Origin of the sequence: Pacificoceanicola onchidii (genome assembly GCF_004804335.1) — a bacterium.
GTDB lineage: Bacteria > Pseudomonadota > Alphaproteobacteria > Rhodobacterales > Rhodobacteraceae > Pacificoceanicola > Pacificoceanicola onchidii.
Window position 1 is genome coordinate 1 of sequence record NZ_SRXY01000010.1, and the last position, 24424, is coordinate 24424.

General features: G+C 59.5%; 19 protein-coding genes. 2 read left to right on the plus strand and 17 right to left on the minus strand.

What is annotated here, in order from left to right; translation table 11 throughout:
• The 17 genes from E4662_RS21450 to E4662_RS21530 form a co-directional block, all read right to left on the minus strand.
• On the minus strand, positions 1 to 285 hold a 285-nt coding region (locus E4662_RS21450), incomplete at its 3' end, for a 2-oxoglutarate and iron-dependent oxygenase domain-containing protein (protein ID WP_240705281.1).
• Between the two features lie 21 nt (positions 286 to 306).
• Entirely contained in the window at positions 307 to 1674 is a 1368-nt protein-coding gene (locus E4662_RS21455; protein ID WP_136443692.1) for an ATP-binding protein, read from the minus strand.
• A gap of 239 nt (positions 1675 to 1913) precedes the next feature.
• The gene (locus E4662_RS21460) at positions 1914 to 2642 is read right to left on the minus strand and encodes a DUF736 family protein (protein ID WP_136443693.1); all 729 of its coding nucleotides are present in this window, start codon (positions 2640 to 2642) and stop codon (positions 1914 to 1916) included.
• Positions 2643 to 2766: 124 nt separating this feature from the next.
• A complete protein-coding gene (locus E4662_RS21465; protein ID WP_136443694.1) occupies positions 2767 to 3072 on the minus strand; it encodes a hypothetical protein in 306 nt (101 codons plus the stop codon).
• A 14-nt stretch (positions 3073 to 3086) separates the two neighbouring features.
• Positions 3087 to 7361: a strawberry notch-like NTP hydrolase domain-containing protein gene (locus E4662_RS21470; RefSeq protein ID WP_136443695.1), complete on the minus strand. Its 4275-nt coding sequence runs from the start codon at positions 7359 to 7361 to the stop codon at positions 3087 to 3089.
• A gap of 106 nt (positions 7362 to 7467) precedes the next feature.
• A complete protein-coding gene (locus E4662_RS21475; RefSeq protein ID WP_136443696.1) occupies positions 7468 to 7743 on the minus strand; it encodes a type II toxin-antitoxin system RelE/ParE family toxin in 276 nt (91 codons plus the stop codon).
• Positions 7730 to 8029 (minus strand): type II toxin-antitoxin system RelB/DinJ family antitoxin, encoded by a 300-nt coding sequence (locus E4662_RS21480; RefSeq protein WP_044353023.1) that lies wholly within the window; start codon positions 8027 to 8029, stop codon positions 7730 to 7732. Before E4662_RS21480 ends, E4662_RS21475 begins: the two co-directional genes overlap by 14 nt.
• 104 nt (positions 8030 to 8133) lie before the next feature.
• Positions 8134 to 8790 carry a DUF6927 domain-containing protein gene (locus E4662_RS21485; RefSeq protein ID WP_136443697.1) on the minus strand — a complete coding sequence of 219 codons (657 nt, stop codon included), beginning with the start codon at positions 8788 to 8790 and terminating at the stop codon, positions 8134 to 8136.
• Positions 8790 to 9383: a regulator gene (locus E4662_RS21490; protein ID WP_136443698.1), complete on the minus strand. Its 594-nt coding sequence runs from the start codon at positions 9381 to 9383 to the stop codon at positions 8790 to 8792. Before E4662_RS21490 ends, E4662_RS21485 begins: the two co-directional genes overlap by 1 nt.
• 74 nt (positions 9384 to 9457) lie before the next feature.
• Positions 9458 to 11440: a ParB/RepB/Spo0J family partition protein gene (locus tag E4662_RS21495; protein ID WP_136443699.1), complete on the minus strand. Its 1983-nt coding sequence runs from the start codon at positions 11438 to 11440 to the stop codon at positions 9458 to 9460.
• A gap of 157 nt (positions 11441 to 11597) precedes the next feature.
• Positions 11598 to 11987: a DUF3768 domain-containing protein gene (locus E4662_RS21500; RefSeq protein WP_136443700.1), complete on the minus strand. Its 390-nt coding sequence runs from the start codon at positions 11985 to 11987 to the stop codon at positions 11598 to 11600.
• 70 nt (positions 11988 to 12057) lie between these two features.
• Positions 12058 to 12996: an ArdC family protein gene (locus E4662_RS21505; RefSeq protein WP_136443701.1), complete on the minus strand. Its 939-nt coding sequence runs from the start codon at positions 12994 to 12996 to the stop codon at positions 12058 to 12060.
• Positions 12997 to 13350: 354 nt separating this feature from the next.
• Positions 13351 to 14445 carry a Fic family protein gene (locus E4662_RS21510; protein ID WP_136443702.1) on the minus strand — a complete coding sequence of 365 codons (1095 nt, stop codon included), beginning with the start codon at positions 14443 to 14445 and terminating at the stop codon, positions 13351 to 13353.
• Positions 14446 to 14589: 144 nt separating this feature from the next.
• The gene (gene repC, locus E4662_RS21515; protein ID WP_136443703.1) at positions 14590 to 15885 is read right to left on the minus strand and encodes a plasmid replication protein RepC; all 1296 of its coding nucleotides are present in this window, start codon (positions 15883 to 15885) and stop codon (positions 14590 to 14592) included.
• 272 nt (positions 15886 to 16157) lie between these two features.
• Complete coding sequence (gene repB / locus E4662_RS21520) at positions 16158 to 17099, minus strand: plasmid partitioning protein RepB (protein WP_240705282.1); 942 nt, start codon at positions 17097 to 17099, stop codon at positions 16158 to 16160.
• Between the two features lie 32 nt (positions 17100 to 17131).
• Positions 17132 to 18313, minus strand: a complete 1182-nt coding sequence (gene repA, locus E4662_RS21525) for a plasmid partitioning protein RepA (RefSeq protein ID WP_136443705.1) — start codon at positions 18311 to 18313, stop codon at positions 17132 to 17134.
• Positions 18314 to 19537: 1224 nt separating this feature from the next.
• Positions 19538 to 20431, minus strand: a complete 894-nt coding sequence (locus E4662_RS21530) for a recombinase family protein (RefSeq protein WP_136443706.1) — start codon at positions 20429 to 20431, stop codon at positions 19538 to 19540.
• Positions 20432 to 20656: 225 nt separating this feature from the next.
• Between E4662_RS21530 and E4662_RS21535 the strand changes: the two genes are divergently transcribed.
• A complete protein-coding gene (locus E4662_RS21535) occupies positions 20657 to 21727 on the plus strand; it encodes a helix-turn-helix domain-containing protein (RefSeq protein WP_136443707.1) in 1071 nt (356 codons plus the stop codon).
• 290 nt (positions 21728 to 22017) lie between these two features.
• Entirely contained in the window at positions 22018 to 24423 is a 2406-nt protein-coding gene (locus tag E4662_RS21540) for a GcvT family protein (protein ID WP_136443708.1), read from the plus strand.
• The last annotated feature ends 1 nt before the right edge of the window (position 24424 follow it).

A 24424-nucleotide genomic window follows, 5' to 3' on the forward strand; every position in this document is an offset into this window, starting at 1 on the left:
GCCCCGGTGATTGCTGCTGAGACCAATATAGTACTGGCGCTTGATTGACTCCGGCAGAGCAAAAAACCGCTCCGCCATCTGATAGGTCCTTTCGACGAGGCTCAGATCTATGCCATGCCCGATGATCCTGAAAAAACCCACCGTGCGCGCCGCAAGCCCTATCTCGTCAGCGATGGCTTTGAGCCTGTGCCTGCTTCCGGTGCTGATACCGCTAATGTCAATCAGCGGAAGGCCTTCGATGCCCTCAGAACACGCCCCTCTCTGTTTCGCAATCAAAGCGCCCACAAGCGACAATTCCTTCAGCTATCAACTTTCAGGTGACCGTTCGGACCCATATGGTGCCGCCGGAAAATAAAGCTCGAAACGCGATCCTTGCCCGACTTCGCTTTGCACGGCGATCGTGCCACCAGATTGGCGCATAACGCCAAGAACCATCGACAGGCCCAAACCCGTGCCCTCGCCAACGCCTTTTGTGGTGAAAAACGGATCGAATATCTGCGGCAACTGCTCCCGGCAAATTCCCATTCCCTGGTCGGAAACGGTTAGTTTCACATAGCGTCCCGGCAGAAGCTCGGAAGGGAAGTGCTGGCCTTCAGGGAGCGTGTGGAAACTGTTTTCGGTAGCGACTTTTAGCGTTCCCCCGTCTGGCATCGCCTCGATGCCGTTCAAGGCGAGGGCGAGAAGCATATTCTCAACCGCGGCCGGATCGGCTGTAACCAACCACAGATCATTCGCCAAATGCCGCTCAACCGGCCGGGACAAAGAATGCTCACAATCTTCTCCAAAGGCCGAAACGAGCCCATTCAAATCCAGGATTTCAGGCGTCAAACGAGTTCGTTGCGCAAAAGCGAGCATATCGCGGATCAGCTGCGCTCCCCGCGATGAGGCCGTTTTCGCGTCTTGCAACGTATCAAGCGATCCAGCATCTGACGTGTCGAGCGTCAACAAATCGATGTTTCCCGAGATCACCGTCAGCAGGTTGTTGAATTCATGCGCGAACCGACCTGTGAGCCGCCCAATTGCTTCTTGTTTGCGCGATTCATACAGCTTGGCTTCAAGAGCTTTCCTCGTGCTCGTTTCCTGAGTCAGCTGAGTGTGCGCAACGACAAGGTCTTTATACCGCGCCTGCGACCGTTCCGTCTCAGCAAGCAACTCGAGCTTGGCGCTGGTCATGGCTGCAACGGTGCTGAATATTTCCAGCTCTGGTTCTCCGAACGCCTCAACATCTGGGTGTTCACTGTCGATCACACCCATCACGCGCCCCCCGCAAATCAACGGTACACAGATTTCTGACCGCGCGGGCTCAGTGTCGGGGATGTAGTTTTCATCTCCTACAAGATCATCCACGATGATCGGGTGTCGGTTAAGCGCAACCTGTCCGGTGATGCCACTGCCGAAGGGGATGACCAATGGGTTTATGATGTTTCGACCATAGGGGTTTTTCTCTCCCCAAGCTGCGACCTGCTTCAGCTCACTTTGCGCCTCGTCGGCTTGGTATATCACGCAGTCCACGAAACCAAGTTTGCCAACAACGTTTTGTGCGACATACCAGAACAGATCCTCGACACACGGAATCGACATCAGATCGACTGCGAAAGTGTTGAGGGTCCGAAGCATTTGCGCTTCGCTGGCCCGGTTTCTCCGGCGAAGGCTCGATGAGACAGGCTTGAGCATGTTTCATTTCCCTGAACTTGTTACCGATTCCACCTTAGGTTGTTGAACGCGTCAGGTACAGCCTACGATCCAGAGTTTTTCCGATAGGTCTTGCACGAAAGATCGGTAAAGCCAGATGCGCTGCAAAAACGCATCCCCAAAGAACGTTGAGTGCCTTTGTTGACACCGCCGTAGCAAAAAGGGGAACCGTGCATTCACGGCTCCCCTTTCGGATCAGTTTCTCTCGCTCCGACCGCCCATCAAGCGACCAGCGACAGCCCCGATCCTGCTTCTTTCGGCTGCTCACCACTATCGATGAACGGAATGATCGAGAAGGTCTGCCCGCCGCGCTGTTCTTCGTTCTGCACGGCGTTGACACGCAGGTCCCCATCGGGCGTGTTGATCAGCAGCGACAGGTAGTCATTGCCCGTACGGCTGCTCTTCGACATCCAAGCCGAGCCGACACGGATCGGCGTGCCACGAGGCGAGCTGACCTCGATCCGGTAATCGGGATGGGTCTCCTCGGACTTGAACTCGTTCTCGATCAGCATGAAGTCGAGGTCGAACATCATGTTGGCAATGTAGCCCGCGAAGGCATTGTCGGCGTCCATCGCGGTGAGCTCACCCGAGATCGAGCCGGATTTCATGACGCCGTTGGAGACCAGCGGGATGATCTCGAATTCGCCACTCTGGGCCGCCCGCGCTTCTTTCGTCTGCACCGCGTTGACGCGGAACGGGCCGGGACCAACATCGATCTGCATCGAGATGTAGGGGTTGCCGCTGGTATAGCCGGTCCCATTCCAGGCCGTGCCAATGCGGACCTTGCGGCCCGACTTGTTGACCGCGGTCACGTCGAAATCCGGGCTGCGTTCCGACGTCTTGGGGCGAGTTTCAAGCTGGATGGCGATGTCAAAGCGCGTCGAATGAATCATGCCGCTGTACTCGGCGGCTGCGGTCTCGACATTGCGGGTGAGGGTTCCTGCGAACATAGGATAGGTCCTTTTCGATTGGCCGGTGACTGACGTCCTTGCCAGAGCATCCGGGATTGCTTTCTCGACCCCTCATGGGATCGCAAATCAGAAAGCCTGCTTTCCTTTCAGCCCCTCCCGCGGGTCAGAGCATCCGTCCGAGTGGTTGTGCCGCCTCTCCGCCGGACGCAACGCCCCTTCGCTGCTCGTCAGGTTTCGAGTTGCCTCGCCAGTCGGGACCGTTGCAATCCTCCAATTTCGCGATGAAGAACTCAGCCTCATCCCCGTTCAACCTTTGCCCGCTCCGGTCGGTCAGGCCGATGGTGCTTCCGTTCGGCAGAAACGTGATCAGGTATTGGCCGAGGGTATCCTTGTGCACGCGGTACCCAGTGTTGGCCCAATGAACCGTCTGATCTGCATCCAAAGCGGCTTTGATCTCTTCGAGTGTCATGATCACCTCTTTGCCTATTCTGCCGCCACCCGGGCCGAGTTCTGCCCGGCGTCCGTCCCCGTTCCAACAATCCGGGCGAGAATGCCCGCCGTATCGACACCCTCCCCATGCGGCAGGAACACCCGCAGCTGGAAGGCAATGATTTCGGTGAAGCGGCCGAGAGCCCTGAGGCTGTCGATCATGCCCCGATCCGCACCAGAGAACTCAAGGCGCATCTCGCCTGCGACCCGGCGACGGGTCAGCGTGAGACCCCGGCCCAGATCGACCGGCGCGGTGGTGCCGAGGGCGGCGGTCAGCATCTCCTGCGGCGTTTGCGGGTCGGAGACGAGGAAGCGGGCGCGCAAGGCCGCTGCCCCTTCCTCGCTCAGCGTGCGCCCGATCATGGCGGTCGCCCCGTCTGGCGTCACACGGTAGATACGCTCATTGGTGGTCGGAATGTCCTTCCAGATCGGCAGCAAGAGGCCGGTCAGCAGGTAGAGCTTGGTCGTGGTGGTTTTCGGCAGGGACGCAGCCTCGGCATCCCAAAGCCGTGCGAACTCCGGCTTGCCGATCTCTTCCCAGGCCGAGGACTCGAAGCGCATCTCCTCGAGGTAGCTCGACCCGTTGGGCCGCACCGACTTGCGCATCAGCGTGACGATATCCTGGTCATACATCTGCATGGGGCGCGCCGAGATGAGCCCCGCGCGACCCGAAGCGCGATTGACCATGGGCAGCTTGTCGGGATTGCGCGAGAGGGCGTCATCCGCCGACAGCACATGGACTGGGTCGGTCACCTCGAGCCCGATGATCCGCGTCACGGCACCGGATTTTGGGCAGGTCCAGAGATCCTCGGTCGAGACCTGCTCGATTTTCTCGCCCCGCAGGGTTTCGACGCCGAGATCGATCGTGCCCGCCGCGCGCGCCCGTTCCGTCTGATAGGCGATCCTCGCCATGAACTCGGCAAAGAGTGCGTTCTGCATGTGGATAGGCAGCGCCAGCACCCGGTTGAGAAACCGCTGGATCGGCGGCAGCTCCTCAAGCAGCACCCCGTCCTTGTCGATCAGCCGCAGGGCTGTCCAGTCGGTGAAACTCTCGTAGCTCATTGCTTCGGCGCGCCCGGCGGCAAGATCAGCGAAATACCCGCGCAGCGCCGCCCGCGCGATCGGGCTTTCCAGATTATCCTCCTCGCGGAACATGCCTTGGGAGCCGGTTTCGCGCTGACCCTTGGTCAAGGCCCCCAGCTGGTCGAGGCGCTTGGCGATCGTCGAGGTGAAGCGCTTCTCGCCATGCACATCGGAGGTGCAGACCCGGAAGAAGGGCGCGCTGACCTGGGCCGACCGATGCGTGCGACCAAGCCCCTGGATGGCCGCATCGGCGCGCCAGCCGGGCTCCAGAAGGTAGTGTCGGCGTCGTTTCTGGTTCTTTGCTGTCTGCGCCGTGTGATAGGACCGGCCTGTCCCGCCCGCATCAGAGAAGATCAGGATATCCTTCTCGCCGTCCATGAAGGCTTGGGTCTCGGAGGAATTGCTGCTGGGGCTGCGCTTTTCGATGAAGAGATGACCATCCTCGGCCTTTAGAGGTCGGATCGACCGGCCCGTGACTTCGGCCACGGCCTCGTCGCCAAAGGCCCAGAGGATCTGATCCAGCGCCGAGGGGATCGGCGCCAGCGTCATCAACTCGATCATGGCCGCGTCGCGCAGAGCAAAGGCCTCACGCGAGACAACCAGCGCACCGGTCTCATCGCGCAAGGGTTCCGCCACCATATTGCCGTCGATCTCCACGAGCTTTTGCGCATGGATCGGAAAGGCTTGTTCGAGATAGCCCAGAACATAGTCGCGCGGCGTCAAGGCACCCTCGACGAGCTCGTCTTCCGCTTCCATCGTTTCAAGCCGACGTTTCAGCAGGCTCTCGCCTGTCGAGACAACCTGGATGACGCACGCGTGGCCCGCTGCCAGATCGTCCTCGATGGCGCGGATGATGGTTGGGGCTTTCATGCCCATCAGGAGATGATTGAAGAAGCGCTGCTTCGTGCTCTCGAAGCGAGATTTGGCCGAAGCGCGTGCGGCCGAGGCATTGGTCTCCCCCGAGGCATCGTTGACACCGGTCGCCGTCAGCGCCGCCTCGAGATTGTGGTGAATGGTGCGGAAGGCACCCGCATAGGCGTCGTAGATCTCGATCTGGGCCGGGGTGAGCGCGTGTTCGAGCACGTCATACTCCACACCATCGAAGCTGAGGGCACGGGCCGTGTAGAGCCCGAGCGTCTTGAGATCGCGCGCGACCACCTCCATGGCGGCAACGCCGCCCGCCTCCATCGCCGACACAAAACTCTCGCGGCTCGGGAAGGGATATTCGGGTCCCTGCCCCCAGAGACCGAGACGCGCGGCATAGGCGAGGTTGTGCACGCTCGTGGCCCCCGTCGCCGAGATGTAGAAGACGCGTGCACGTGGCGCAGCCCGTTGCAACCGGAGGCCAGCAAGGCCCTGCTGGGAGGGTTTGACCCCCCTGCCCTGCTCGGACCCGGCCGCATTCTGCATGGCATGGGCCTCGTCGAAAGCCAGCACGCCTTCAAAGTCTTCGCCCATCCAGGCGAGGATCTGGCTCAGCCGCGTGGTGCCGCATTTGCCCGCCGAACGCAGCGTGGCGTAGGTGACAAAAAGGATACCGTCGCCCATCGGGATCGGCTGGTCCGGTTTCCATTTGGAGAGCGGCTGGATGTCGGCGGGAGAGCCGCCGAGATCGGTCCAGTCGCGGATGGCATCCTCGATCAGCGTGGCGGATTTGGAGACCCAGATCGCCTTCCTGCGCCCGGCCAGCCAGTTCACCAGAATGAGCCCGGCGCATTCGCGCCCCTTGCCGCAGCCGGTGCCGTCACCGAGGAAATACCCGAGGCGATAGGCACGTGCATCCGGGTCATCATCGGAGCGCGTCAGCTTGGTCTGGTCGTCATCGATCGTAAACCGCCCCGGCAGGTCGCGCCCATGAGCTTCATGCGCCATGATGACGGTCTCGAGCTGCGCCTCGGAGAGATATCCCTCCTCGATCAGCTTGGCGGGCAGGCGCAAGTCATCACAGCCCGTATTTGAGGGCATGGGCGGGGCAACCGAGGCCATGGCGATGCTTTCAACGAGCGGCGTGGGATGTTCCTGCGCACCCGCAATCTCGATCCGCTGCGGACGGTAGCGCGCATAGATGTCCGAGACGGGCCTGTTGTCGCGCGGGGTCTGAAAGCTTGTGAAGCTGAGCGGGAGGACGGCATTGGCCCGGGGATTGGAAGCGGCGGCAGGCGCGGCGCAGCGCTTGCGCGCGACAGATGCTGGAACGATCGACCGAACATGAGGCATCGCTGCTGCCCGTTGAGCGGCGCGCATCTCTGGCCGGGTTGCGGCCACGGCGTCAACATATGAAAGAGCTTCATCCAGATCGCACACACTAGCGCGGATCATCTCGCCATCCTCCGACACCTTGTCGAAGACCATCAGCTGGGTTTCCACAGAGGTGCCGAGTTTGCGATAGACCTGTCCCGGCATCGTCAACGCCAGTCGCGGCGTCAGGAGGCCGCAGGCGCGGGACCAATGCGCGGCATCGCGTTCGGGCGTGAACCCCGGCGGCAAGATCGCCACCAGCCGCCCGCCGGGTGCCAGGCGCTTGGCAGCCGCGATGAGATGCTTGGCGGCGATGTGTTTGTCCCGGGAGCGATCGACTGAGGAGGCGAAGGGCGGGTTCATCACCACGACGTCGGGCAGAACCATGGTCTGCAGTAGATCATCGATATGCTCCCCGTCATGGCCTGTGACCTCGCCGCCGAAGAGCGCCCGCAAGAGGCGCTGGCGAAAGGGGTCGATTTCATTGAGAACAAGCGTGGCACCGGCCCGGGCGGCGAAAGCGGCCAAGGCACCGGTGCCAGCCGAGGGCTCCAGCACGGTCTCGCCCTTGCGAATGGCTGCCGCCCGCACGGCCAAGGCGGAAAACGGCAGTGGCGTGGAAAACTGCTGCAGCCGGATCTGCTGCTCTGACCGGCGGGTTTCCGTCAGCAGCCGTGAGGCAAGCAGCTTTACAGCAGCGATGCCACCTGCCGCGTCTGCCCCACGCAGCAGCACCTGGACGGCCGCGGCCTGCATCAGGTCGTAGGCCATCCGCCAGTCCCATGCGCCGCTGGCATCGCTGCCAAGACACGTCTCGCGCATGATGCGCGCGAGCGCTGAGCAGCGCAGGGGTTGGTGGTCGATCTCCGCGCCGATTTGCGCCAGCGCAGAGGCGAGATCAGCGTCGGAGATTGAAAAAGTCGGGTTCGCCGTTTTGGGCTTGGTCATGGGGATCTCCTTTGGATCAGGGTCTGAGTTCCAAAGGACAAAAAGCCCGCTCTACACTTTGAAGGCGTAGAGCGGGCAATTTCTTAGTGGGGGGCCTGCACCCCGATCATGGCCACTGCTGCGCGGCATGAAGAACGCGCAAAATGGTCACCATCTCAGGGCTTTCAGCATAAACCACGATGTAGTTCGGCCGAACAACCATCTCCCTAGTCCCATCGACACGGCCCGCACGATACATCTGAGGGTGTTCTGGAAGCAGGGACGTCTTGTGTTCAATCTCGTCTTTGAGAACTTGAGCGGCATCCGGGTTGTCGTGAGAGATGTAGTCAATGATTGCCAGCAAGTCGGCGATGGCCGTCGCTTTCCATTCAAGATTTGGCAAGGCGCTTCCCGTCAATCAATGCCTGAGCGTCTTGCATCGCCTTGGCATGGGGCGTTGTGGGCCTTGGATCGTCTAGCGCTTCCTGTACCTTCGCCCGGAACCAGGCGTCATAGGCATCCGGATCAGCGGTCAATCCGGCAGGCAAGCCGCCTTCTGCGGCCACGCGGGTCAGAAGAATACGCACCGCGTCGGAGAGCGTCAGACCGACGCCCGCAAGTGCGTCCGAAGCCTGTGCTTTCAGCTGATCGTCAACACGGACATGAAGCATGGATGTTTGGGCAGGCATGGATGGTCCTCCAGTTGATGGGAGTGATGTATCTCATTTGAGATACGATTTCAAGTCGGCAGTATGTGCGCGCGTGGTCCCGTGGTGTTGTCTCAGCGGGAAACTCAGCCACCCTGCCCCGCGAGATACTCCGCCAGCACCTGGCTAGCAGCACCTTTCGCGGAGCTGAGCAGCTCCGAGCCGGAAAGCGTCACTTTCGACAGGCGTACGAGCCCGCCGGTTTCCTCGATGCGGTAGCAGCGGCGTTTTTGCCGCCCGCGTCTGTAGTGCGTCGCGGTGACGATCTGGCAGGTGCTGCCATCGGTGAGCGTCACCGGTTTTGCGAGCTTGATCTTGTCGCCTTCCTCGTAGTTCAGGATCGAAGCCCATTCCCGGCAGCGCTGGCGCCAGTCCCGGGCGTAGCTGTCCGGGTCTTTCAGGTCGGAGAGAAGTTCGATCAGCGCAAGGGGCGCGCGCGACGCGTTCGGGCCAGCGCTTTCCTCCATATCCTTGTAGCCCCAACACCCATCGTCGTAGGCGGTGAGGAAGACGGCGGCGAAAGTGATCGAGCCGTCAGGATCGGTGACATAGGTCGCGTCCTCGACAGGGGTGCCATCGCGATTGGTAACCCTAGCCGCCGCATACCAGGTGGAGCCGACCTTGCGGGCCTTGACCAGGTCCGTTTTGCGCGTGTCGCCCTCAAAGGTGCAAAGCCGGGTGATCTCTGCTTTCTCATCCGCGTAGGATTTGACGCGGCCGTCGGTGTAGAAGAGCCAACCCATTACGCCGCCCTCCGGTCATCGATTTCCATCAATGCATCGAGCGGCACGCGGTAGGGCTGCATTGCGTCGAAATCCTCGCAATTGCCGCAGTTCTGCACGATCGCGAAGGTGTCGCAGGCATCCTTGAGGATGACCCGGAAGGTGCCGCCAAGACCCGAAGGCACCTCGTAGGTTCCGCCGATGAGATAGTCCGAGGCCCGGCGCACGAAGACGCGGACGCTGTCGCCATCGGTGGCGAGCCGGATGGCCCCCTGCCCCCGGTCGATGAGCACCTGCACATCGTCGAGGATGTCGGTGTAGAACTGGCCGGTCAGATCGCGAAACGCCATGCGGCGTTGCGCCATCCAGTCGGTGTCCCGAAACGGGTTCATGCCGTCGGCAAAGGCAAAGGAGGGATCGGCCTGCTCGGTGGTGACGATGCGGGTGGTCGTGCCGTCGATCCCGTTTGACCGCAGATGCACGCCATTGCCGAAGATGAGGATCAGGGCGGGCCTGTCCACCGGTCCGTTCCAGTTGGGCAGGAAGGTTTTGCAGGCGCGCGCATGTGCGATCTGCGCCGCAACAGCGGAGGCAGAGAACTTGAGAATAGCCATAGGGATGTCTTTCCGTTGGGTGTGGGAGGGTCGACCCGCGCGGGCGAAATGCTTCGCGCGGGTCGCGTGAGGAGTCAGGCCGCTTGAGCGATCTCGCTGTCAGCCTCCGGAGATTCCGCGGCGGGCTCCGCCTCATCACAGGCAACACCGGCGGTCTGCATCATGGGCGGACACCAGGCGGCCACGGCAGCGCGCTGCGCGTCGGTGAGCGTGGCGAAGGGCTCGGCGAAGAGCTTGTCGCAGAAGGCGACGATCTCCTTCTTGCTCGACGAGGCCAGGGTCACAGCCTCCTGGGCGAGACCCAGATCCTCGCCGAGGATTTTCAATAGCCAGGCCTTCTTGAAGCGGTTGAAGAGCGCCGCGTTCGGCGTCCAGTGGGCGCGAATGTCGGGCATGATCTCGATCTCGAAATCATGCATCAGGCTGTCGCGCCGAGGATCCCGCGCGAAGCAGCACTGCGTGGTGCTGGCCGTGGCATAGGCCACGAGCCTTGCCTTCTCGCCTGCCTCCAGCGCGCGAAACGCCGCGAACTGATCGGCGGGCGGGCGGGTGTCATCGAGCCACGACAGATCAAGCGCATCATGCGCCGCCGCCACCTGCTCGAGCGAGGTCTCGTCGATCTCGTCCATCTTGGCGTGGCTGCGGTATTCCTTGCGGGCCTCGATCTTGATCGCCTGCGTGACACTCATGCCGCTGGCCAGAACATCGTTCACCAGCTTGAAGAGCGTCAGATCAAGCGTGGCCTCGGGATGCAGCGCCATCGCGGCGCCAAGAGCCATGGCCCGCTCGGTTTTGAGATCCTCGGCCAGCGAGGCTGGGTAGGTGATTTCTCCAGCGTCAGGGGCCTCCTGCCCGGTCGGGCTAGCCGAGGAGCCGCGCGCGCCCTCCGCTTTCACGCTGTCCTTCGGACGGACGAAGCCAACATGGAGCGTGATCTGCCCACCCTGCCATGACGCAATCACACCTGCGCGGGCGAGGTCCTCGGCGCTATAGGCCTCCTGCAGATCGCGGGCTTCCTCCTCCAGAGCGTCCACGCGGTCGTAGAGCGCCGTGTAGGCGTCCTCCTCGAGCCCCTCATCCTCCATTTCGAGCTGCAGTTTCTCGAGCTCGGCGGTGATCTCATCCACGCGCTTCTGGGCAGCCTCATCCGGCTCGATCGGGCCGGGATAGACGCGGCCGTAATCAGCCATCGCTGCGTAATCATAGCGCACCATCGCATCCGCCCAGGCAAAGCCAAGTTTTGCGCGGGCCTCTTCGGCGGCGGCCCCAAGCTTCTCGAGCAGGATGGTCTCGACCAGCGCGGCGTCTTCCAGCACCGAATGCTCTTCCAGCAGGTCGGCCGCGATCGCTCCGCCGCGGGCCTCATAGTCCTCGCGCACGAAGGCCCCGATATCGTCGCTGACCTGCACGCCTCGAGACTTCAGCGCCTGTCGAACGGTATAGGCCTGCAGATAGCCGCCGTCCTTGGTGAGTGCCTCATAGACCTCGCGCTGAACCTCCTGGCTCGGGTGCTCGGCGAAGGCTTTCATCGTGTCGAGCGTGATCGTCTTGGCCCGGGCCGCGGCGCGGATCTCGGGGTGGATCAGACCGTAGCGCAACCGGCCTTTCACGGCCGCCACCGTGGTGCCGAAGGTCTTGGCGATCGTCTCGGGCGTCTGGCCGTCGACTTCCATCATCCGGGCGAAAGCCTCGAACTCGTCGATGGCGTTCATCGGCGCTTGGGTGATGTTCTCGGCGAGCGACAGGGCTGTGGTCACGTCACAGTCCTCCGGCACGAGGCGGCAGTCGACCTTGGTCTTCGCCGTGAACCCCTTGGCGGCCTTGTCTGCGACCAGCTCGCTCAGCGCGGCATGACGGCGGCCACCGGCAAGTACGGCATATTTGCCGTCGAGCTTCTGGACGAGGAGCGGCTGGAGCAGCCCCAGAACGGCGATGCTGGCCTTCAGATGCGCGATGTTCTCGGAGTCATAGGTTTCCGGGGAGTTGCTGCGCACGTTGGCGGGGTGAGCTGTCAGATCGCCGATGGCGACGGAGACGGGCTTGAAACTTGCAGTCATGGGATATCCTTCTCGATGGATTTGGAGCGGCCCGCGCATTCAGATGCGCGGCCAATCCCCGGCTTCGGGGATCAAACGGACAAAAGGCCCACTCTCCCTTTGAAGGGTCAGCGGGCCTTCCGTGTCAGAGGTGTAGGACTTGAGGCTCCCCCCTGCCCTACCAGTCCCGCGCCATCATGATGGTCAGTACGCGCATCGTTGTTGCAGGGTTGTTCGGGGTCTCGGCCCCGTAGCGGAAATCGGAATCCGCTTCGTACAAATCCAGTTTCCAGAACACGGTTTCGCCGCGGACCGTGACCGCCCCGAAATCGTGCCAGCCGTCCGGGTCATTCTCGGGCTCGAACGTCTCGAACATGCCGGTGGCTTTCACCGCCTCGGCCATGAAGCCGTCACCGGCCTCCATGAGCGAATGGGTCACATGCATCCGGCCCTGGATAGGCTGCTCGGGCGGCACCCCGAGGCACGCGAACTTGCGGAAGGCGTCGTTCTGCGCGGCGATCACCGAAGAGTCCGGGCGGTCTGTCAGAGGTTGTGCTGCGTTGGTCATGGGTCTGTCCTTTGAGAAGTTTGAAACACCCTTCCCAAAGCCTGCTTTCCCTTTGCCGACACACATCCCCTCAAGCGGCCTGGTCGACCTCCCCTGCCCTGCCCGCCTCTGATCGCGCGATAAGGTAATCACAGGCGCGCTGCGCATCAGCCGCGTGCTTGAAAATCGCCTGCTTGTCCGAGCGCAGCACCCGCAGCCAGTTGTAGAGGTAAGCGGCATTCATCTCGAGTGTATGGGCTGTAAAGCCGAGCGTCTGGCCAAGGAACACCGAGGTCAGCTCGGCGACGATTTCTTCGCGGGCATAGGCCGTGTTGCCGTAGCGTGACAAACCGTAGTCCCGGTTCAGCCGATGGCGCGCCTTGGTGGCATGGGCGAGCTCATGCGCCCAGACCCCGTAAAAGTTCCGCGGGTTCTCGAACCGCGCGATCGACGGCATGAATACCTTGTCCACGGGCGGCAAATAATAAGCTTCCGTCCCCGTGAAGACGGTCGTGATGTCGATGGTCTCGAAAAACGCCTGCATATGCGGGATGGGCTCGGACGGCGGATGCTCGGGCGCGGGCTCCGGGTCGGGGTAGAAACTGTCGGGCAGGCCATCGATCTGGCAGGCATTGAACACGCGGTAGGATTTCTGGAAGCGGAAGATGCGGGCTTCCTCGGAGCGATCATCGTCTTCGCTTCGGTCGTCCTCGCCGCCCGCGTCTTTCCGGCTTTGACCGTAATAAACGACGACAGAGGACTTCTCGCCCTTGCGGACCTTTGCGTCCAAGGCATTGGCCTGCGGCAGCGTCATCCAGAAGGGTGAGCTGTGGCCCGCCATCACGGTGCGCATCGTCAGCAGGAAGTTGTTGACCCCCTGATAGGGTTCACCGCCCACGCGCAGAGGGCGGGAGCTGCCACCTGCCGTCCAGGGCTTGCGCCAAGGCAGCACGCCGCGCTCGATGATGCGGATGATTTCGTTGGTGATGAACTCGGAGGCATCGAATTTGGGCGTGCGGGAGCGGGCCATGGCTGGCGTCCTTTCGTGTGTTGGTGAGAAAGACGGACCGGAACCCGGCCCGGACCCATCTGAGGGACCCCAAGGCCCTCATCCGTCAGTCACAAAACCCGAAGGACACTTTCCCTTTCCAACAGCCCGTAGGCACAGGCCGAGGACTTCCGAGGCCGTCGGAACCGCGGTTCATCTTCATTGCACTCAGCACCTCAAGATCGGCAACGCACATCGGCAAAGAAGTGTTCAAGTCTGCTAATTATCACGCTTTATCAATGCTTTAGATTTATTCACAGACCGGCAAGCCTCACCGTTGCTTGGCTGATACTTGCTTGGAGTCGGCGTCTGGGGCTTCGCCTGTGATAAGCCTCTTTACGTCGCTGTCAGGGAATAGCTGGTGCTACGTCCACCAGCGTCGTCTTTCTCAAGAGCTCCCAAGTCGATTAGATCGAGGATGTCGCGATATGCCGTGTCTTGCGAACACTTCTCGATCTTCGCATATTTCGATGTCGTAAGCTTTCCTTCGAACCCATCCAAGAGGCGATTGAGCATGTCCCGTTGGCGGTCGTTTATGTTGGCCGCTCCGTATTGCTCCCAGAACCGCGCCTTCTGGAACACGGTCTCTAGGATGATCTCTGCACCATCGAATGCGCGATCCAGGCAATCCAGGAACCAAACGAGCCAAGCCGTGATATCGAGTCCCCCTTTCTGGGTCGTCTCGAGAATGTCGTAGTAAGCGTTCCGCACCTGCCGGATCTGGGTCGACATGCTGTAGAACCGCTGCGCACTGAGCTCAGAACGCGCCAAGGCCATATCCGCGATCGCGCGCGCAATGCGGCCGTTGCCATCATCGAAGGGGTGGATCGTAACGAACCACAGATGCGCGATGGCGGCATGGATTACTGGGTCCGTGTCGGGGGACTGATTGAACCAGGACAGAAACCGAGTCATTTCAGCGTAGAGCCGCGCGGCTTCCGGCGCTTCGAAATGCACGCGTTCGCGGCCATGGGGCCCTGACACAACCTCCATGGGCCCGTTACGCCAATTGCCCACTGTGATCCGGGTCATTCCGCTTCGCCCGGTTGGAAAGAGGGCCGCATGCCAACCGAACAGACGCTCAGCATCCAGTGGCTGGTCATACGCTTGGGTCGCGTCCAGCATCATCTCGACGACACCATCAACATGGCGATCAGACGGGATCAATCCGCCAATTTCGAGACCCAACCGTTTTGCGATTGACGAACGAACCTGATCCTTGTCGAGTGTCTCCCCTTCGATCTCGCTGCTCTTGACAACATCACTGGTGAGAGTTCGCAGCATTGCCTCATTGCGAAGATCAAAGCCAAGACCTTCCATGCGACCCAAGAGCTTGCCTTGACGGTGACGGACCGCGGCAAGTTGTGAAGACAGCTTGGCCTTATCCCAAGTAAACTGCGGCCAATCAGGGATTTCGTGGATGTAGGTCATATTTTACGCATTCCTTGCGGAGATTATACTGCACAATCTCCGCAAGACAATAGCAACCACCGCAGAAGATGCGGAGAATACTGGCGGCAATCTCCGCATACCCCACCTAGAACTCTGAACGTAAGACAACTGGTTCCCTTCCCATCACGCCGCCTGTCCGCTCAACCGGCCATAGAAACTACGCTCGAGATGCAGCTCCCCTGCCCCAGCCTTCTCGACCATACCCCGCAGATACCCGCCCGGAGACGCCACTTCGCCGGCGCAATGCTTGTCGAACGTGAGAACCAGCGCCGCAGTTGCGACTTGGGCCCCGAGACGGTCCTGAGCGAGGTTCCAGGCGTGCTCAGAGACGCCGATCATCGGCCTGAGCTGCCCGACAACGCGGTGAAGATCGCCCCAATCCTTCAGATACCCGCCCATGTTGCGTGCCCAGGACGCGAATTCAGGACAAGCTTGCATCACAGTCGGCAAATCAAGCGCTGCACCACGTTTCTTACGTGTTTCAGCTACCCAATCTTCTAGTTCCCTATCCACCCTCTCTTCCGGCGGCGCATTTGGCACCACGCCCGCCGCGTTCTCTGTTTCTGAGGACTTACAGATTACAGGATTAAGTTGATTTGTAATTAGTATATGAGGATCAGAATTGACCTCCCTGGGGTCCATTTCTTGAGTCTTTTGAAGACTTTGTTCAGTGGTTGCGAGCGTGTTTTCCACAACTTCATCCGCTCGAACTGCCTTGAGATAGGTCGTCTCGACACGCTCCTGAAGTTCCCTGAACCATTCTAGGAGCCGCGCAAGCGCCTCAGAGGCCGTGTTCCGGCGTGGCAAGCGGTCCAGAAGATCCTCAAAGAGGCTTGAGAGCTGTGTCCAGGGGCCACTCAGAGCGCCCCCTTGGGCCGCTTCGATCCTCGCGCGGATCATTCGGCGCGCAACTGTGATCTGGCGCTTCAGACGCTGGCAGAGTTCACGTTCAGCCTGCAGTTCAGCATGTAGCCGCTCAAACTCTTCGGCGCGAGCCGACAGCGGCGACAAATCAAAGCCGTAGGCCTCGATGATACGACCGTCAGCGTCCCTGTGGCCCCAACGTTTGCCGTTGGGACTGTCCTTGAAGGCAATCACGCCGATCTCGCCCAGACGCCGCGCATGGCGCTTCAGTGCAGAGAGCGAGAAGCCTGTGTGCTCCATCAGATAGGCGTTGGACGCCCAGACGATCGGACGCTGTCCCTCCTCCCAGTCCTGGGCCTGTGTGAAGGCTCCAAGTGTGTCGAGAAGCAGCATGTCGCCGGCCTTGAGGCCGATATGAGCGCCAACACGCTTCACGGCTACGAATGCTTGGGTTTTGGGCACGGCTGCTCTTTCACCAACTTGTGCGTGCTGTTCAGCGACCGCGAGTCCTGCCGTCGCTTTGCGCCACCCCGAGGATTGGTTGATATTGGACATACCTCTACCGTTCTGAGGCATGCCTGTCCCAGTCGCTCCATGCGGAGCATCATTGAATTTTGTCATTTTTTAGCTAGGCACAGAAAACCTATTCGCCCGAAGACGTTTTTCGTTGTTTTGCGATTCGCGGGCTGCTAGGATTGTAGTGTCAAAACAAATCGCGCCTTGTGCGCAGCAGCCCTCGGGACTTCGGTTTCGAGGGTTTTTCTTTTGTGCCGTCCTCCTTTCTGCTCAGTGCCTCCGTCTTGACGGTTAACAGTTGTTAACCGCCGCTATCCTTCGTGGCTCTCTGATTGGAACCGATCGAAGGAGTCTTGAATGAGCTGGTCCAGATTCTGATCCAGCCAATTCGCGAAACTTGTGTTCTCTCCTACCCGCTTTACGGTCACTGAGAGTCCCGATTTTCCACTCTTGATCTGCACACCGGGAACCGGCGAGCGCTCTTCGACAGATCGCTCTTGCTTACCTCGCTTGCCAATCTCCTTGAGGACTACGTCCAGGCGCCCGTCGGAATCAAGGACACCAGATTGACCAAGCACATCCAATACACGCTCCTCCGAAAGTTGGTCCTTCTCGAACGCTGTAGCGAGGGTCGTCCATTTGGGGCGCCCTGCGCCCGAGGCCGCGCCGATGGCTTCACCGACCGCCACGGGCACAAGCCGATTGATACGTTCAAGCTGCGAAAGAGTGTTCTTACTGATCGCCAAAGCTTGGCATGCCTCCGCCCGGGAGTATCCTTGCTCCAAGATCGCCTGTGCGAACCGAACACGTTCATAGTAGCTCAGCTCTGTACGGCTGGCATTCTCGAGCCCCTTCGCCATTAAAGCATCGGTATCATCGAGCGTGCGGATCAGAGCCCGCACCGGCATCCCTAGATGGCGGCACGCAAGTATGCGTCGCTGGCCATAGATGACTTCAAAATGACCGTCACGATCCTTTGATGGACGCAGAAGCACTGGAACTTGCTGTCCAGACTCAGCGATGCTTGTGGCGAGATCCTGAATGGATTCATCTGGCGCGTCACTGTTAACAGCTGTTAACTCGATATCCAGCCGATCCTTCGGACCCCAGGCGAGGATCAAGTTGGTGTCGATTTCCTGAATGCCCCCGAGGCCCGCGCGGACCGAACCGATAGTTCCCTTCGGCAAGGTCCGATGGGCCCTGTCGGACGCACCCTCCTTTGACGCCTCGCTTGCCGCAGTGATCGCAGCCATGATACCGGTCTTATTCTTCCCCATTGCCATGACTAACGCCCCCATGCCTGTTGAAGCATACCTGCGATCTCCGCACCTACTGCATCCATGCTGTTCTTTGCCCGATCGTAGGTCGACCGCGTCATCTCGGATCGTGCAACCTCATAGATCGACATCTTGAGCATCGACGCGTCGCCAATTGCCGTACTGCGCAGTCCGGTCGCTCCAACGACACGATCTTGGAAAAGGGCGCGCATCAAGCTCACAATCTGCTGACTGGGAATGTCGCTCGGATCGTCCCGCGTAATGAGAAAAGAGAAGAAATCATGATCGAGCTTGACGCCCGTGTCCTCGATCACCCCGAGATAAGCAGATGTCATCTCAACAAACTGCTGTGTAGAGGCAAGGTCGAGCATGCTTGGCGTCATCGGCACGATGACAGAGGTCGCGGCATAAAGGCCGGTCAGAGTCAAAAACCCCAGAGCTGGCGGGCTGTCGATCACCACTACATCGTAGTCGCTCTCAACGGACTGGATCGCTAGACTGAGCTTCTCAAAGAACGCGACACCGCGCCCCGCATTGACCGCTGTTTCAGTCTCAAATTCGCTCAGCACAAGGCGGGCAGGGGCCAAATGCAAGCCAGGGAAATAGGTTTCCACGACAGCTTCTGACATCGGCACTGGATCGTCATAACGCAGTGCGTCGTAGATTGACGCGCCTTCGAACTCCAGTTCCGTTTGAATCCCGCAAAAGCCCGTGAGGCTCCCTTGTGGGTCCAAGTCAATCGCCAACACCCGGTAGCCACTCAAAGCAAGGTAGTGACACAGATGGATCGCAGAGGTGGACTTAGCAGATCCACCTTTGAAGTTCATCAGCTGAATGACCTGAAGCTTGTCACCCTCGCGACGCCCGGGAAGATACTTACCCGGCTTTCGAGAGCTTGCCTCCAAGAAATGGCGCGCTTGCAGGATCTCTTCCCCGGAATAAAAGCGCCGTCCGTTCTTGATGACTTTAGGCTCAGGCAACGACCCATCGCTATGGCACTTGCGCAAGAATTGACCGGTCACACCGAGTAGGTCAGCAGTCTCTGTTGCGCTGAATAGTCTCAATTTTTTGCGCTGATCGGGCGCATAGGCTTGTTGAAGATGCGTCGTGAGCGCCGTGTGTAGACGCGCGGCCATCTGGCTTGTAAGCTCGGATTGGGACGCCGCTTCGATGGGTGCCGTCTGAAACATAGTTGCAATTTCTCTGCTCGAACGCGCTTATTTGCGCAACTTGACTCTAATGGCCGTGATTCACCCTGTTAAGTCAAGGATTTTATCCACAAATTGTGCTGTTGAACCAAAGCGCTACTAGGGAAGCCACATACCTTCCCGAGTTAACAGCTGTTAACAGCACGCACAAACTTGCGGTTCACGAGCCAATCTGGCGCTGACTGGATGTTGCTAGCGCCTAGTTTCTCAACGGTGTCTTGACCGAAAATCCGGCTGGCAAGAGATACAGCGAACTCAGGCCGGATCGGACAACGCACCGACAAACCTACGGCAAATCCAAGGCCCAATTGGGACGACATTCAAAGTTACATTGATACTTGGGTTCCGGGCCCAAACGATCAGGTCAAACGCACTGCATGAGCATAGAAGGTCAAGACCCTGTCGCATGAGGCCTCAATGATCTCCAGCAGGGTAGGGGGCATCGCGGCTGTTCGCGTCGAGGGAATAGTATCCAGCACAAAGCACAGCGTAGACAGGACCAATTCAACCACGCCTCACCGAACCGCGAGACCTATCCGATGAGACCAAATTATAGAAGGAGGAGGTGCGATCCGTGACATTCTAGGTTCCAGAGATTGTTCAGTGACCATAAGTTCAACACTCAAAAAAGCCGATGCTCTCACTCGACGGCTTCGAGGAACACTGGAAAGCAACCGCTAACCACGTTCTTGCTTCAGCACAACCTATGGCTCCCGTCACCGATTCTCTGAGGGCAGATTGCGCCCAGTTTTGTTGTTCAAATAGTCTGCATAGAATGATCGATAGCAGATACTTTTCGTAGATTCAGGTTCAGGAACAGTCGTCGAAAAATTCTAGGGCAGTGACCTCGATCATGTTCCCGGTCTTGGCTAAATCGATTGTCAGGTACTGGAGACAGGTGGAAACCGTTGGGAGCGCACCGTAGCTTTACTCGACGCCAACCCGGGTTCGTGCCCGGTCGAGGATTTGCCGGTTTAAACGCAATGGGTAGGTTGCGCCCCAGCAGAGACATGTCATCTTTCAGCCAATAGTACTACGTTTGTGTCTAGCTCACTGATCGCCGGGTGCCAGCATTGACGAGCGGGAAAATGCACGACGGAATGCGTGTAGAACGTCGGTTGCGCATCGTGAACCCATTCTCCTGCCCACAAAGTGCGCTGCAACAGTGCAATCGTTCCGCGGCGTGGAAGATTTACAAGGTTGTTATTAATGCGCGGACCTCAGCAACCCCAGCTTTTCAGCACGCTCCAGCAGCATTTTGACCGAAGACGGCTGCCAGCTGGTGCGGCCTCGAGGGGTGCGCTCGCGCATCGACTCAAGCTGGTCGCAGATTGCCTGAAGAGTGATGTCTGGGTCCGCGCCCTTGATGCCGGCCACTATAGCGGGCAGGCGATCGTCGGTTTCGCGGCGGCCAGCGCGGGCTAGGACCTCAGAAGGCAGAAACCCGTCCCGGACGTAGGCTTTCACAGCACGGAGCAAACGGCTTTGTGTCCAGTGACGGTCGTGGGGCAGGGGGCCATTGATGATCCGTAGCACATCTTCCCAGGCCATGTCGGGGCGCAGGCGTCGCACGTGTGGCACCCATTCCTGCGCGGTTTCGTTCAGGCGCTCCATGTAGCCGTCCTGTCGTGCCAGCCGCACCTTGCGCAGCGCGGCGGGGTCTTTGGTGCGAAGCCCAGGATTGCCACCAACGCGCCCTTTGGCGCGCGCAGAGGCAAGTCCGGCCTTTGTGCGCTCACGTATCAGCGCGCGCTCGAACTCGGCAGCGGCGCCCAGAACCTGCAATGTGAATTTTCCTTGAGGGGAGGCGGTGTCGATTGGATCCTGCAGCGAGCGGAAGAAAGCTCCCTTGGCCTCCAGGCGCTCGATCACCTCCAGCAAGTGCGACAGAGACCGCGCAAGCCGGTCGATCCGCACAACGACCAGCGTGTCGCCGGTCTGGACACGCTCGAGAACACGCGCAAGCACCGGCCGCGCGCGATTGCCGCCAGAGGCGTGCTCTTCAAAAATCTCGACGCATCCCGCGGTTTGCAGGGCTTCAGACTGGGGCAGGGGGGTCTGATCCTCGGTTGAGACGCGCGCATAGCCTATCAGGGGCATGAAATCGGGCCGTTTGCAATTTTAGGTATCGCTATTAAATGATCGTTTGTAAACGGATGCAACTTAGTGTTCTCTCGTCGTGCTGGTGCACAATCACTTGGTTTACTAGCGCTGAGCGTGATCTGAGAGATTCCACCTGCAGTAGCGCGTGCGTGCTACGTAAAGAGCGCAGGCAGCGACGACAAAACGCTTGGGTAATGTGCAAAAGTCTAATATTTTGCACATATGAAGTCGCAAGCCTCTACTTTGACTGATGATTACGACGACCCCCTCATCACCATTGAGGAGGATGAAGCGGCGCACGAAGACGATCTCTGGTTTCTGCCGGGATCATTCGAAGAAGAACCGGATGGTTTACCTCCCGGGCCGCGTGCGGAACCGCTCGAAACTGCTGTCATCGATGACTGGGCAATGGCAGAAGCCGTCCACGCTGCGCAACTGGCAAGAGTGGCTGGACGCCTGGGAGCTCTGGACGACAGACTGCTGCGCGGCCCGGAAGGCTGGCGGCACAGGCTGGCTCTGATCGAGGCGGCGGATCTTAGCTGGCTCAACGGGGATCGGATGAGTTCTGATCGTCTGGCGCTCTGGATATCGATGCGGCTGTCAGGTGCACAAGATGACTCAAATGCACTGGCGAGAATTGGATGGGCTGTTCGACGCCTGACAAGCGGTCCTGGACCGATGGGCGATCTAGCCGCTTTCCTGGATCGCCGCGATCCTGAGTACGTCGACGGCAGTTCCGAGCGCTTCGAGGATCGCGCAGGTGGATGGCTGGACGTGATGGCAGCCGCAGCCGATCTCCACCCGGTCACACGGGCGTGCATGGGCTTTCATCTCTGGAGGCTGGCGGGCCTCGGACAGAACGGCGACCAGATGGAAGCCGCAGTCACCGCGTCCAGGATCGGGGCAAGTGACGGAAGCGGCGCAGTCTTCGCACCGCTTGCGATGGGTGGGGCAGGGGGGCTGCGTGTTTCGGGCGTGCCAGCAGACCGCTTGGGCCGCTGGCTGGATGGCATGAGCAGCGCGATTTTTAAGGCGATGCGCACACTTGACGACATTGAAGCCTGGACCAAACAGGCAGAGACCGCCATGGCGCATTTGTCTGGCCGCACGCCAACCGCCTTGTGCAAGGTGTTCACCGAGTGGCCTTTGGTCTCTGCCCCAATGGCCGCGGCCATGACAGACGCCAGCCGCGCCGCCGTTCAGCGCAATCTGGCCTGGATGGAGGCACAAGGTTTGATCCGCGAAGTGACAGGGCAGGGCCGGTTCAGGATGTGGACGATCCGAGAAAGATGATCTGTCGCGAGGCGTGAGAAGATGGCCTATTGCATGTTTGTCTGGCACTGAGCCTTTGTGGATCATCGCAAACCCGTCTTGGCACATTGATGCCGTCGGGGGCGGTCACACCCTCAAAGCCATTGTGATCCGCAGACTTTCCCGGCCAGGCTGTCGAGCGCCGAGGTGAACAAGCTGGCAATGCTTCGCTCTAGACACTCATGTCCATTGCGCCTAACCTGCAATAGACATCGGTGTCCAGAGGCGAGACCTGTGACAGTCTTTGATTTACCTGATTGGGAGAGGCCGAGATGAAATCTCATTACCGTGCAGTGGTGATTGGTGGCGGCGTCGTCGGCGCCTCGGTTCTTTATCACTTGGCAAAATTTGGCTGGAAAGACGTTTGCTTGATCGAACGTAGCGTGCTGACAGCCGGGTCCAGTTGGCACGCGGCAGGTGGGTTTCATGCGCTGAACGCCGACCCTAACATTGCCGGTTTGCAGGCCTACACGATCGACCTTTTGTCAGAGATTGAACAGGAATCGGGCCAGTCCGTTGGCATGCATATGACCGGCGGCATGACCCTTGCCGGTACACCTGATCGCTTGGAATGGTTGCAATCCGCTTACCGCACCTTCCAATCCATCGGCATCAACGACGTGCATCTGATCACCCCAGAAGAGGCGAAAGAGCACTGCCCGATTATGTCCACACACGGTATCCTTGGCGGTATGTATGCCGAGCGTGAGGGTTACATCGACACAACCGGCACCGTTCACGCCTATGCAGGTGCGGCCAAGAAACACGGTGCAGAGGTGATCGAGCACAACCGCGTGCTTGAGCTGAACCAAACCGCTGATGGTTGGGAAGTTGTAACCGAAAAGGGCACCATCCATACCGAACACGTGGTCAACGCCGCTGGCCTGTGGGCCAAGCAGGTCGGCCGTATGGCAGGGATCGAGCTGCCGGTCTCGCCACTCAACCACCACTACCTGATCTCTGACACCATCCCAGCCGTGGCCGAACTGGATAAAGAGCTTCCCCTGACTGTGGACCTGGAAGGGTTCACTTACATGCGGCAGGATCAGAAAGGTATCTTGCTGGGGATCTACGAAGTAGACCATCAGCACTGGATGATGGACGGCGCGCCATGGGACTATGGGTTCGAGCTGCAGAACGAAGACCCTGACCGGATCGAGAAAGAGCTAATTCTTGGCTTTGAACGTTTCCCCGATCTGCAAAACGTCGGCGTGAAAACATGGGTCAATGGCGCCTTCACATTCGCCCCTGATGGGAACCCCTTGGTTGGTCCTGTGCGCGGCAAGCCCGGCTATTGGTGTGCCTGTGCCGTCATGGCTGGCTTCCTGCAGGGTGGCGGTGTCGGCAAATCGCTGGCTGAATGGATGATCCATGGTGAGCCCGAGGCCGATGTGTTTGGCATGGATGTGGCTCGCTTTGGAGAATTTGCCGAAAACAAAGAATACATCAAACAGACAACCGGCCAGTTCTACACCCGTCGCTTTGTCATGACCTATCCGAATGAGCAGCTGCCAGCGGGTCGTCCGCTGAAAATGGCGCCCGCCTATTCTGATATGAGCGAAGCAGGTGCTGTTTGGGGGGCAAGCTGGGATTTGGAGGTGCCGCTCTATTTCGCACCGAAAGGCTTTGAAGAGACCCCAACACTGAAACGTTCGAACGCCTTTGATCTGGTCGGGGAGGAATGCAAAGCCGTGCGTGAAAACGTGGGCCTTCTGGATATCTCGGCCTTTTCGCGATACGAGGTCTCAGGTCCAAATGCAGAAAGCTGGCTGAACAAAATCATGGCCAGCGCCCTGCCTAAACCGGGCCGTGCGAAACTTGCGCCAATGCTGGGCGAAGATGGCCGAATGAAAGGTGACCTGACCGTCTTTAATTGGGGCGATGGCACCTGTTGGATCATGGGCAGCTACTATTTGCGTGAATGGCACATGCGTTGGTTCGAAGATCACATGGACGACGGTGTGACAGTCCGCGATCTGGGTGAAGAAATGGTCGGCTTCTCACTTGCCGGTCCAAATTCACGCAAGGTCATCGAAAAGCTGACAGATGGCCCAGTCGGTGATCTGACATTCATGGGTTGCGGCAAGTTTGACATTGGCTTGGTCCGCGCACGCGTTGCCCGCATATCTGTTGCGGGTGAATTGGGATATGAGATCAACTGCCGCTACGGCGATCACATCACTTTGCGCAAGCTGCTGCTTGAGGCTGGTGCAGAATTTGGCATCCGTGAATATGGCTTTAACGCGCTGCTTTCGCTGCGGCTTGAGAAAAGCTTTGGTATCTGGTCGGCGGAATTCACCCAAGGCTACACCGCTGCGCAAACCGGCATGGACCGTTGGATCGACTGGGACAAAGGTGACTATGTCGGGCGCGAGGCCGCATTGGCCGAACGCGATGGCAATGGTCCAAAGCAAATGGTCGTCACACTTGAAGTTGACAGCGACGATGCCGACGCCAGCGGATACGAGCCTGTTTGGAAAGATGGCAAGCTTGTCGGCTTTGTGACGTCTGGCGGCTACGGCTACACCGTGGGCAAATCCCTCGCGATGGCGATGGTTGATGTTGACCAGATCGCCGAAGGCAACGAATTGCAGGTGCATATTGTTGGCGCCGAGAAAAGCGCGCGCGTCATTGCGGCCTCTCCTTACGATCCAACCGCCCAAGCGATGAGAGGGTAAT

Bases quoted from the DNA above. Each gene is read 5' to 3' on its own strand.
- E4662_RS21485 (WP_136443697.1), bottom strand. From the start codon at position 8,790: ATGGGTTGGCTCTTCTACACCGACGGCCGCGTCAAATCCTACGCGGAT.
- E4662_RS21510 (WP_136443702.1), bottom strand. From the start codon at position 14,445: ATGACCTACATCCACGAAATCCCTGATTGGCCGCAGTTTACTTGGGAT.
- E4662_RS21480 (WP_044353023.1), bottom strand. From the start codon at position 8,029: ATGCCTGCCCAAACATCCATGCTTCATGTCCGTGTTGACGATCAGCTG.
- repA (WP_136443705.1), bottom strand. From the start codon at position 18,313: ATGTTTCAGACGGCACCCATCGAAGCGGCGTCCCAATCCGAGCTTACA.
- E4662_RS21500 (WP_136443700.1), bottom strand. From the start codon at position 11,987: ATGACCAACGCAGCACAACCTCTGACAGACCGCCCGGACTCTTCGGTG.
- E4662_RS21470 (WP_136443695.1), bottom strand. From the start codon at position 7,361: ATGACCAAGCCCAAAACGGCGAACCCGACTTTTTCAATCTCCGACGCT.
- E4662_RS21490 (WP_136443698.1), bottom strand. From the start codon at position 9,383: ATGGCTATTCTCAAGTTCTCTGCCTCCGCTGTTGCGGCGCAGATCGCA.
- E4662_RS21455 (WP_136443692.1), bottom strand. From the start codon at position 1,674: ATGCTCAAGCCTGTCTCATCGAGCCTTCGCCGGAGAAACCGGGCCAGC.
- E4662_RS21535 (WP_136443707.1), top strand. From the start codon at position 20,657: ATGAAGTCGCAAGCCTCTACTTTGACTGATGATTACGACGACCCCCTC.
- repB (WP_240705282.1), bottom strand. From the start codon at position 17,099: ATGGCTGCGATCACTGCGGCAAGCGAGGCGTCAAAGGAGGGTGCGTCC.
- E4662_RS21465 (WP_136443694.1), bottom strand. From the start codon at position 3,072: ATGACACTCGAAGAGATCAAAGCCGCTTTGGATGCAGATCAGACGGTT.
- repC (WP_136443703.1), bottom strand. From the start codon at position 15,885: ATGTCCAATATCAACCAATCCTCGGGGTGGCGCAAAGCGACGGCAGGA.
- E4662_RS21530 (WP_136443706.1), bottom strand. From the start codon at position 20,431: ATGCCCCTGATAGGCTATGCGCGCGTCTCAACCGAGGATCAGACCCCC.
- E4662_RS21505 (WP_136443701.1), bottom strand. From the start codon at position 12,996: ATGGCCCGCTCCCGCACGCCCAAATTCGATGCCTCCGAGTTCATCACC.
- E4662_RS21495 (WP_136443699.1), bottom strand. From the start codon at position 11,440: ATGACTGCAAGTTTCAAGCCCGTCTCCGTCGCCATCGGCGATCTGACA.
- E4662_RS21460 (WP_136443693.1), bottom strand. From the start codon at position 2,642: ATGTTCGCAGGAACCCTCACCCGCAATGTCGAGACCGCAGCCGCCGAG.
- E4662_RS21540 (WP_136443708.1), top strand. From the start codon at position 22,018: ATGAAATCTCATTACCGTGCAGTGGTGATTGGTGGCGGCGTCGTCGGC.